General features: G+C 71.0%; 11 protein-coding genes and 1 tRNA gene. 6 read left to right on the top strand and 6 right to left on the bottom strand.

Annotated elements, in window-relative coordinates; translation table 11 throughout:
- The first annotated feature begins 23 nt into the window (after positions 1-23).
- Together ABD999_RS21895 and ABD999_RS21890 are read left to right on the top strand one after the other, a co-directional pair.
- Positions 24-536 (top strand): hypothetical protein, encoded by a 513-nt coding sequence (locus tag ABD999_RS21895; RefSeq protein WP_271275379.1) that lies wholly within the window; start codon positions 24-26, stop codon positions 534-536.
- On the top strand, positions 529-1059 hold the full coding sequence (locus tag ABD999_RS21890; RefSeq protein ID WP_271275380.1) for a hypothetical protein: 531 nt from the start codon (positions 529-531) through the stop codon (positions 1057-1059). The genes ABD999_RS21895 and ABD999_RS21890 overlap by 8 nt, the downstream gene beginning before the upstream one ends.
- 80 nt (positions 1060-1139) lie before the next feature.
- On the opposite strand, the gene ABD999_RS21885 is transcribed toward ABD999_RS21890, so the two are convergent.
- Positions 1140-1709, bottom strand: coding sequence for a TetR/AcrR family transcriptional regulator (locus ABD999_RS21885; RefSeq protein WP_271275381.1), 570 nt, complete (start codon positions 1707-1709; stop codon positions 1140-1142).
- Positions 1710-1823: 114 nt separating this feature from the next.
- Here ABD999_RS21885 and ABD999_RS21880 point away from each other — a divergent pair, with 114 nt between their 5' ends.
- Positions 1824-2213, top strand: a complete 390-nt coding sequence (locus ABD999_RS21880) for a VOC family protein (protein WP_271275382.1) — start codon at positions 1824-1826, stop codon at positions 2211-2213.
- Between the two features lie 244 nt (positions 2214-2457).
- Here the strand turns inward: ABD999_RS21880 and ABD999_RS21875 are convergent.
- Positions 2458-2534: transfer RNA gene (locus ABD999_RS21875), tRNA-Lys, on the bottom strand.
- A 100-nt stretch (positions 2535-2634) separates the two neighbouring features.
- Between ABD999_RS21875 and ABD999_RS21870 the strand changes: the two genes are divergently transcribed.
- Both ABD999_RS21870 and ABD999_RS21865 read left to right on the top strand, forming a co-directional pair.
- On the top strand, positions 2635-3468 hold the full coding sequence (locus tag ABD999_RS21870) for an AAA family ATPase (RefSeq protein WP_148029597.1): 834 nt from the start codon (positions 2635-2637) through the stop codon (positions 3466-3468).
- Positions 3468-4820 (top strand): vWA domain-containing protein, encoded by a 1353-nt coding sequence (locus ABD999_RS21865; RefSeq protein WP_271275383.1) that lies wholly within the window; start codon positions 3468-3470, stop codon positions 4818-4820. Before ABD999_RS21870 ends, ABD999_RS21865 begins: the two co-directional genes overlap by 1 nt.
- A gap of 19 nt (positions 4821-4839) precedes the next feature.
- Here the strand turns inward: ABD999_RS21865 and ABD999_RS21860 are convergent, their stop codons facing one another.
- Entirely contained in the window at positions 4840-5604 is a 765-nt protein-coding gene (locus ABD999_RS21860) for a nuclease-related domain-containing protein (RefSeq protein WP_271275384.1), read from the bottom strand.
- A gap of 172 nt (positions 5605-5776) precedes the next feature.
- Between ABD999_RS21860 and ABD999_RS21855 the strand changes: the two genes are divergently transcribed.
- Entirely contained in the window at positions 5777-6367 is a 591-nt protein-coding gene (locus ABD999_RS21855) for a TetR/AcrR family transcriptional regulator (protein ID WP_148029594.1), read from the top strand.
- Here the strand turns inward: ABD999_RS21855 and ABD999_RS21850 are convergent.
- Genes ABD999_RS21850 through ABD999_RS21840 form a run of 3 tightly spaced genes read right to left on the bottom strand, consistent with a single transcriptional unit; the run spans position 6338 to position 9769 of the window.
- A complete protein-coding gene (locus tag ABD999_RS21850) occupies positions 6338-7384 on the bottom strand; it encodes an acyl-CoA dehydrogenase family protein (RefSeq protein WP_148029593.1) in 1047 nt (348 codons plus the stop codon). The genes ABD999_RS21855 and ABD999_RS21850 overlap by 30 nt on opposite strands.
- Positions 7381-8544: an acyl-CoA dehydrogenase family protein gene (locus ABD999_RS21845; RefSeq protein WP_148029592.1), complete on the bottom strand. Its 1164-nt coding sequence runs from the start codon at positions 8542-8544 to the stop codon at positions 7381-7383. Before ABD999_RS21845 ends, ABD999_RS21850 begins: the two co-directional genes overlap by 4 nt.
- A 22-nt stretch (positions 8545-8566) precedes the next feature.
- Positions 8567-9769, bottom strand: coding sequence for an acyl-CoA dehydrogenase family protein (locus tag ABD999_RS21840; RefSeq protein WP_271275385.1), 1203 nt, complete (start codon positions 9767-9769; stop codon positions 8567-8569).
- Positions 9770-9809 lie beyond the last annotated feature (40 nt).

Here is a 9809-nt window from a genome sequence, read left to right as displayed (position 1 = left end):
AGAGGACGGTTATGGCTTTCGCGGTGGCGAGGACGAGAGACGAGGCACACCTCTATCTCGATCTGCATCCGTGTGCCTGCGGGTCCGCCGACACCACCTGGGAGAGCGGGCTGGTCACCGTGGAAGGCGAGCTGGCCAACCGCTACTCCGGCGCGTGCCAGGAATGCGCGAGCCCGAGGGAATACCTGTTCGGCCTGCCTCAGCGCCCGGTGATGCCGGCCGGCTATCCGACGTTCGGCGGCCCCGAGCCGTCCGAGCTCCTCGACGCGGGCGAGTGGCTGTGGGTGTCCGACCTGTCGGCGGGCAACGTGCCGGTCGACGACCCGGCCGAGGCCGAGCGGGTGCTGCGGGTGGCGACCGCGGCCGTGGCCGAGGTGGTCAAGTTCGTGCCGCCGGGCGCGGACGCGGTGCCCGACGACGGGTTCTGGTCCGAGCGCGGGCAGCGGGTGCGCGCGGCCGAGCCGGGCCGGTTCGAGCTGGACCGGCTGCTGGTCGTCAGGGACGCCTACCAGGGGCTGGTGGGCCGGCATGCCTGAGCAGGGTCTCGCCCGTACGCTCGTGGAGGCGTACATCCACCTCGACCTGGCCGGCCGCTCGCGCGGGGCGTCGACCGAGGAGGTGGACGACGGCTGGCTGGTGCGTCTCGGCGACGCTGAGGTGTTCGTGCCCCAGGAGTCCGAGGCGTGGGCGCGGGAGCAGGGCCTGACCTTCGGCGCGGGCCTGTCGGAGCTGATCGACCCGGGCCAGTGGGTGCTCGTCGCGACCACGTACGCGCGCCGGGCGCTGGAGGGTTCGCTGTCCTTCGCCGCCGACCCGTCGGACGCCGGGAAGTTCGACGAGGTCGCGACCGGCTGGCGGTTCGCCGCCGACGCCGTGGCGGAGGCGCTGAAGTTCTTCCCCGACGGCGCGGCCGAGCTGACCGATGAGGACTTCTGGACCGAGGCGGGCAGGTCGCTGCGCGAGTCGGAGCCCGGCAGGCTCACCCGGGGCAAGCTGGAGCGCGATCTCGCCTTCTACCGCGGGAGCCTGGACGACTTCCTCCGCCTGCACGCCCGCTGACAGCCACCACGCTGACCGAGCCCGTCGGCTGTCTGCTCGACAATCCTCCCGCGCGGCCGGGCGCCGGCGCGCCCTGATCGTCAGGGAGACAGCAGGCCGTAGGAGAGCTGATCGGCGGCCCAGTCCTCCCACTGCGGCGTGGGCCAGCCGCATTCGCGCGTCATCACCAGGAACAGATCCGGCGACAGGATCCCCACGGTGATGTCGGTGGCCCGGCTCTCGGTCAAGCCGGGCCGCAGGGCCCCGAGGCCGGCCAGGATGGCGATGACCGTGCCGTGGGCGGTGTGCCGCTGCTCACTGTTGGCGGCCCATTGGGCGGCCATGCCGAGGTCGCCGCCCGCCGCGTCGCGGACCACCGCCAGGACGGGTGCGACCCGGTCGAGGATGACCCCGCTCTGATGGACCCATCCTCGTACGACCTCCGCCGGGTCCTTCGCCGCTCGCAAGGCCGCGAACCAGGGCCGTTGCAGGAGCGGCACGGGCTCGTCGTCCCCGGCGGAGGCGACGTCGACCACGTGCTTGAGCAACTCGCTCTTGGTCCCGTAATGGAAGTAGACCGTCTGCACCGACACCTCGGCCGCGTCGGCGACCAGCTGGAACGTCGTCCCGGCGTAGCCCCGCATGACGAACAGCTCTTGAGCGGCTTTCACGATGCGGCTTCTGGTCTGTGCCGAGCGACGCTTCGGGCTCTTGACGTCTTCCACGACTTTAGAGTATCACTTTAAAGTATGGCTTTAAAGTACGGCTACAAGGGGTGAGACACGATGCTCTTAGGTGGGTTCCACCACGTCAAGCTGCCGATCTCCAACGTCCACAAGAGCCTGGAGTGGTACCGCCGCGTGCTCGGCCTTGAGGTGGCGATCGAGTTCGTCGAGGACGGCGTGCTGCGCGGCGTGGCGTTGACCGACACGGGGCAGACGCTCATGATCGCGCTGCGCGAGGAGCCCCGGCGAGCCGCGGGGTGGAGCGGGTTCGATCCCCTCGCGCTGGCCGTGCCGACCCTGCAGGAGCTCCACGCCTGGTCCGACCACCTGAACGCCATCGAGGTGAGTCATTCCGGCATCACCGAAGGCAGCGTGGGATGGCTGCTCGGCGGCATCACCGACCCCGACGGCATCGAGATCCGGCTCTACACCCAGCAGAGGCGGCCATGAGCCCACTCCGCCTGCCCGTACTCGCCCTGCTCGCCGACTGAGGACCGCCGCCTGACAAAACGGCGGACGCGGCGGCCGACGCCCTCCAAGCGGGCTCCGATCCGGCGGCATCGCGTCCGGCCGCTGGTCCGCCAAGGTCCCGGTCCGCGTCGGCTGCTCCGTCTACTGAGCCGCCCAGCCGGAGAGCAGCCGCCCCACAACCAAGAAACCCCAGTTCAGCACAGTGAACTGGGGTTTCTCGCGGTGGTACGCCGCCAGGGACTCGAACCCCGGACCCGCTGATTAAGAGTCAGCTGCTCTGACCAACTGAGCTAGCGGCGCTTGCGGGGATGAATATACCGGCGATTCGCATGCTGGTCGAATCGGTTGGACGCGGACATCTCCGGCTAGAATAAAGTTCGGCCACCAGACAGGAGCATCGATGTTCGCATCCCCCGCCGACGTGACCGAGCGGCTCACCGCCGTCGACTATCTCTCCGACGACGCCATCTCCACCTCGGTGTTCCTGGCCGCCGCACTCGGCAAGCCGCTGCTCGTGGAGGGCCCCGCGGGCGTCGGCAAGACCCAGCTGGCCAAGGCCGTCGCCCAGGCCACCGGGTCAGCCCTGGTCAGGCTCCAGTGCTACGAGGGCCTGGACGAGGCGCGGGCGCTGTACGAGTGGAACTACAAGAAGCAACTGCTGCGCATCCAGGCCACCAGCGCCGACGACGACATCTTCACCGAGGAGTTCCTGCTGGAGCGGCCGCTGCTCAAGGCCATCAGGGCCGAGGAGCCGACCGTGCTGCTCATCGACGAGATGGACAAGGCCGACGTCGAGGTCGAGGGCCTGCTGCTGGAGCTGCTGTCCGACTTCCAGGTGACGATCCCGGAGCTGGGCACGATCGTCGCCAGGCGCAGGCCGTACGTGGTGCTGACCTCGAACGCCACCCGCGAGCTGTCGGAGGCGCTCAAGCGGCGCTGCCTCTACCTGCACATCGAGTACCCGACACCCGAACGCGAGCGCGACATCGTGCTCGCGCAGGTGCCGTCGCTGCCCGCCGGCGTGGCCGAGCAGCTCGCCCGCACGGTGGCGACGCTGCGCGCGCTGGAGTTGAAGAAGGCGCCGTCGGTGGCCGAGACCGTCGACTGGGCCCACACGCTGCTGGCGCTCGGGCGGGGCGACCTGGACGAGGAGACCGTGGCGGAGACCTTGGGCGTGGTGCTCAAGCACAACTCCGACCACGAGCGCGCCGTCAAGGAACTCGGGCTGGCCTGATGTCGCTCGTCGACAGGCACATCGGATTCGTGCATGCGCTGCGGGACGCCGGGCTGCCCGTGTCGCTGGCCGAAGGGCTGGACGCGGCGCGGGCGCTGCAGGTGATCGACCTGGTCGAGAGGGAGTCGCTGCGCGAGGCGTACGCGGCCACGCTGGTGAAGAAGCCGGCCAACCGGCCCGGCTTCGACGTGCTGTTCGACCTGTGGTTCCCGCCGGCGACGAGCGGCCTGCGACAGCGCGAGGACGTCGACCTGGACCAGGCCCCGGTCCCCGAGCTGCGCGAGCACCTGGCCGGGCTGCTGATGGACGGCACGGAGAGCGAGCTGCGCGCGTTCGCGCGGGCCATGGTGGGCCGTTTCGGCAGGCAGGAGGCGCGGCCGGGGCGGCAGAACTGGTTCTCCTACAGCGTGCTGCGCGCCCTGTCGCCCGAGACGCTCATGGCCGGCATCCTGCGCGAGGTGCTGGCCGGGCAGGAGCGCGGCGGGCTGGCCGAGAAGACCGCCCGGCAGCGGGTGAACTCGGGCATCAGGCGGTTCGAGGAGGCGGTCTCCGCCGACGTGCGCCGCCGCATCGCCGAGGACTCCGGGATCGAGAAGATCGCCCGCTCGGCCGTGCGGCCGCCGCTCGACCAGCTCGACTTCCTCCGCGTCACCAAGGCCGACCTGGCCCGGCTGCGCCGCGAGGTCCATCCGCTGGCCCGCAGGCTGGCCGCGCGGCTGACGATCAAGCACAGGAAGGGCAGGCGCGGGCGGCTGGACTTCCGCCGCACCGTGCGGGCCTCGCTGCAGAGCGGCGGCGTGCCGATGGACACCCACTTCAAGCCGCCCCGGCCGCACAAGCCCGAGCTGGTCATCCTCTGCGACACCAGCGACTCGGTGTCGTCGTTCGCGCACTTCACGCTGCTGCTCACGTACGCGCTGCGGGAGCAGTTCACGAAGGTGCGGGCGTTCGGGTTCGTGGACACCGTGGACGAGATCACCCGGTTCTTCCAGCCCGGCGCCGACGTGCTGGACGCGATGAGCCGGCTGGCGACCGAGGCCGACATGGTGCGCTTCGGCCGCACCAACTACGGGCACGCGCTGGAGACGTTCGCCGAGCGTTACGGCGACGCGATCGGCCCGAAGAGCTCCCTGCTCATCCTGGGCGACGCCCGCTCCAACTACCAGCCGCCCGCCCTGGAGGTGCTGAAGTCGCTGGCCGGCAAGGCCCGCCACGCGTACTGGCTGAACCCGGAGCCGCGCCGCCAGTGGGACACCGGCGACTCGATCGCCACCGACTACGGCACGGTGGTGCCGATGCACGAGTGCAGGAACGTGGCCCAGCTGACCGCGTTCATCGAGGACATCGCCTGACCCGTCGCCGGGCGGCGGGTCAGACGCGCTGCAGCTCGCGGGCGGCGGTGCGGGCCAGCAGCTCGATCTGCGCGGCGTCCAGCAGGGCCTTCTGGTTGGCCTTGATGTGCCTGGCCACCAGGCGCGGCTTGAGGAAGGTGACGCCCTCGGCCGTGAGCGAGCCGCCGCGCGGCAGCATGCCGCAGTGGACGGCCATCAGCGGGCTGATGGAGATCTGGATGCCGGTCTCGCGGCCGAGCAGCTCGGCGAACGCCTGCGCGGCGTCGCACAGCGGCTTGGCCGTTTTCGTGCCGTACTTCTCGCCGAAGAACAGCCGCCCGTTGTAGGAGGCGATCTCGGTGTCCGGGCTCCACGACTCGTTGTCGACGATCCACACCCCGCCCGGCCCGATCACCAGGTGGTCGATGGACGCCTGGTCCCTGATGGCGCGGCCGTCGAGCACGCGATAGCCCTGCCTGCCGAGGGAGCGCCGCAGCAGCCGGCCCGTGATGGCCTCGCCGCGCCGCCTGCCCCGCCAGACCGCGGTGGCCCGGAACGCGCGCCAGTCGAGCCACCAGTCGATGCCCGCGACGACGCCGCCGAGCGCGACGGCGTAGAGGACGGGCGCCGGAAGGGTGAACCGGAGCGCGATCGCGAACCCGGCGACGGCTCCCACCGCCGCCTTGACCATGCGGGAGCGGCGCCTGCTCTGGGCTCCCTCCCGCCAGAACTTCTCGTACCACCACTGCGGAGACGATCCTGTGAATTTCTCGTCCTGCTGCACGTAGATAGAGCCACCGGGCACGGCAAACTCCCCGAATGAAGATGTCGTGAAACCACAGGATCTGCTACGCCGAAGATCCCTCGCCGAACTAAGAGATACCCCATGCCGAAGCAAGGCGAGCCTAAGGTGACGTAATTGGTACCTCCAGGGCCACAATCAAGACGCTCAACCGACCAGTCGGTATGCTTGCCCCGTGAAAGATGAACCGGTACGCCAGCGGCTCCTCGGCGAGGCCACCAGGCTCTTCGCCGAGCAGGGCTTCGAGAGCACCTCGGTGCAGGAGATCGTCGTCGCGGCGGGCGTCACCAAGGGCGCCATGTACCACTACTTCGACTCCAAGGACGACCTGCTGCACGAGATCTACGCCAGGGTCCTGCGCATGCAGATGCAGCGCCTGACGCAGATCGCCGACAGCGGCGGCACGGTCGTGGAGCGGCTGCACCGGGCGGCCGCCGACGTGGTGGAGACCACGACGGACAACCTCGACGACTCCAAGATCTTCTTCCGCTCGATGCACCTGCTCGCCCCCGAGACCCGCAAGACCGTGCGGGCCGAGCGCCGCCGCTACCACGAGCGCTTCCGCGACCTGGTGCTGGAGGGCCAGCGCGAGGGCGTGTTCAGCGACCGGGTGCCGGCCGAGCTGGTCGTCGACTACTTCTTCGGCTCGGTGCACCACCTGGGCACCTGGTTCCACGCGGACGGGCCGCTGACCGGTGCCCAGGTGGGCGAGCACTTCGCCGACCTGCTGCTCACCTCACTCGGGGCCGGGCACCCCGGCGAGTGAGGCCAGCGCCTCCCGGTGGTCGCCCGGCGTGCCGAGCGCGACCTCCGCGGACTTGGCGCGCTTGAGATACAGGTGCAGCGGGTGCTCCCAGGTCATGCCGATCCCGCCGTGCAACTGCAGCGCCTCCTCCGCGGCGCGTACGGCCACGCCCGCGTTCCACGCCTGGGCCACGGCGGCCGCGACCGGCGTGTCCTCGGTGACGGCGTTGCGGGCGGCGGCGCGGGCGCGCACCACGTCCAACCACAGGTCGGCCAGCCGGTGCTTGATCGACTGGAAGGAGCCGACCGGCCGGGCGAACTGGTGACGCTCCTTGACGTAGGCCAGCGTGGTGTCCAGGCACCACTGCGCGACCCCGTACTGCTCGGAGGCCAGCAGCCCGGCGCCGAACCGCAGGACGGCCACCAGGTCCACGTCGCCCACGCGGGTGGCGCCCGCGCCGTCGAACGTGACGGTGGAGACCGGCCGGGTGAGGTCGAACGAGGTCTCCGCCCGCACCTCGGCGCCCTCCACGTGATACAGGTCGCCCTCGACCGGGACGAGCAGCACGTCGGCCACGTCGGCCCCGGCGACGCCGGTGACCGTGCCGGACAGCGTCCCGCCCGAGTGCCGCACCGACGCGCCGCGGTCGGGCCGGTACGGGGACGCGGCGAACGACACCGCCAGCGCGGCCGTCGAGCGCCCGTCGGCCAGCCGTTCGAGCAGCTCGCCCGCCCCCGCCTGGACGAGCGCGCGGGTGGCCAGCACCGAGCTGGTGAAGAACGGCACCGGCGCGATGCCGCGGCCCAGCTCCTCCAGCACGACGGCGGCCTCGCTGGCGGACGCGCCCGCGCCGCCGTACTCCTCGGGGACGATCAGCCCGGCCACGCCGATCTCCCCGGCCAGCGTCTTCCACAGGTCCGGGTCGTACGGCCGCGACTCGGCGCGCTTGAGCACCGCCGACGGCGGGCAGCGGTCGGCGAGCAGGTCGCGCACGGCGGCCCGGAGCTCCTCCTCGACCTCGGAATACAGCAGGCTCATCGCGGCAGGTCCTTCCAGGGCACGTCCTTGTCGATGCGGGGTTCCGAGGGCAGGCCGAGCACCCGTTCGGAGATGATGTTGCGCAGGATCTCCGAGGTGCCGCCCTCGATCGAGTTGCCCTTGGCGCGCAGGTAGCGGTAGCCGGGGCCGCGGCCGTAGAAGTCGACGGTCTCGGAGCGGCGGAAGGCGTAGTCGTCGTAGCCGAGGTCGCGCAGGAACTCCATCTCCAGGCCGGTCAGCGCCTGGTTGAGCTTGGCGAACGACAGCTTCATGCCGGACCCCTCTGGCCCCGGCTGGCCGGCGGCGAGCTGCTCGCGCAGCCTGGCGCCCGACAGGCGGGTCACCTCGGCCTCCACCCAGAGCGACAGCAGCCGCTGGTGCAGGTCGTGGGTGCGCAGCTCGGGGTGCTCCCGCCAGGAGCGCAGCACGCCGCCCACCATGCCGCCGCCGCGGGCGCCACCGCCGCCGCCGATGGCCACCCGCTCGTTCATCAGCGTCGTCTGCGCGACCCGCCAGCCGTCGCCGACCGCGCCCAGCCGCAGGTCGTCGGCGAGCCGGACGCCGGTCAGGAAGACCTCGTTGAACTCGGCCTCGCCGGTGATCTGCCGCAGCGGCCGGACGTCGACGCCGGGCGCCTGCATGTCGCAGACGAAGTACGTCAGGCCGCGGTGCTTGGGCACGCCGGGGTCGGTGCGGGTGACCAGGATGGCCCAGCGGGCGTGGTGGGCGCCCGACGTCCACACCTTCTGCCCGTCGACCACCCACTCGTCGCCGTCCCGGACCGCCCGGGTGGCGAGCGTGGCCAGGTCGGAGCCGGCGCCGGGCTCGCTGAAGAGCTGGCACCAGATCTCCTCGCCGGTCCACAGCGGCCGCAGGAAGCGCCGCTTCTGCTCCTCGGTGCCGAAGGCGAGGATGGTGGGCGCGGCCATGCCCAGGCCGATGCCCTGCACGCCGCCGTCGATCTGCGGGGTGCCGGCCAGCTCCCGCTCCACGACCGCCTGCATGTCACGGGAGAGCCCGAGACCGCCGAGCCCTTCGGGGAACCAGACCCAGGCCAGGCCGGCGTCGAACCTGGCGCGCAGGAACTCCAGCCGGTCGCCTGCCGGGTCGTTCTCACTCAGGAACGCGGCGACGCGTTCCTTGAGCCGTGCTTCGTCCACTCCAGCTCCTGTCGTCGGGGGATCACATGTGCTTCTTGAGCTCGCGGTAGGCCAGCGACCGCTTGTGCACCTCGTCCGGCCCGTCGGCCAGGCGCAGCGACCGGGCCCCGGCCCAGAGCCCGGCCAGCGGGAAGTCCTGGGAGACGCCGCCCGCGCCGTGCACCTGGATGGCCTTGTCGAGGATCCACTCCACGGTGATCGGGGTGGAGATCTTGATGGCCTGGATCTCGGTGTGGGCGCCCTGGTTGCCGACGGTGTCCATGAGCCAGGCGGTCTTCAGCACGAGCAGGCGCAGTTGCTCGATCTTGATGCGGGACTCGGCGATCCAGTCCTGCACCACGCCCTGCCGGGCGATCGGCTTGCCGAACGCGGTCCTGGCCAGCGCCCTGCCGCACATCAGCTCGACGGCCCGCTCGGCCATGCCGATCAGGCGCATGCAGTGGTGGATCCGGCCGGGGCCGAGCCTGGCCTGGGCGATGGCGAAGCCGCCGCCCTCCTCCCCGACGAGGTTCTCCGCCGGGACGCGGACGTCCTCGAAGAGGATCTCGGCGTGCCCGCCGTGGTCGGCGTCGTCGTAGCCGAAGACGCTCATGCCGCGCCGGATGTCCATGCCGGGGGTGTCGCGGGGCACCAGGATCATGCTCTGCTGGCGGTGCTTGGGCGCCTCGGGGTCGGTCTTGCCCATCACGATGAAGATCTTGCAGTTCGGGTTCATCGCGCCGGAGGTGAACCACTTGCGGCCGTTGATGACGTACTCGCCGCCGTCACGGACGATCGAGGTGGCGATGTTGGTGGCGTCGGAGGAGGCCACGTCGGGCTCGGTCATCGCGAACGCCGAGCGGATCTCGCCGTCGAGCAGCGGGCGCAGCCACTCCTTGCGCTGCCACTCGCTGCCGAACATGGAGAGCACCTCCATGTTGCCGGTGTCGGGCGCGGCGCAGTTGGTCGCCACGGGCGCCAGCCGCGGGCTGCGGCCCATGATCTCCGCGAGCGGCGCGTACTGGAGGTTGGTCAGCCCGGCGCCGTGGTCACCGGGCAGGAACAGGTTCCACAGGCCACGCTTCCTCGCCTCGTCCTTCAGGTCCTCGACGAGCGGCGGGACGCCCCAGCCGCTGGCCTTGGCCTGCTCCTCGAAGGCGGGCTCGGCCGGGTAGACGCACTCGTCCATGAACTGCAGCAGGCGCCGGCGAAGGTCTTCGGTGACGCTGTCGAAAGCGAAGTCCATGCCGGGAGCCTACCGACCGGCCGGTATGGCTGTCGACAGT

This window comes from Nonomuraea ferruginea (assembly GCF_039540635.1).
Classification (GTDB): domain Bacteria; phylum Actinomycetota; class Actinomycetes; order Streptosporangiales; family Streptosporangiaceae; genus Nonomuraea; species Nonomuraea ferruginea.
Note: the sequence above shows the minus strand (reverse complement) of the source record. Positions and strands in the feature narration are given on the sequence as shown.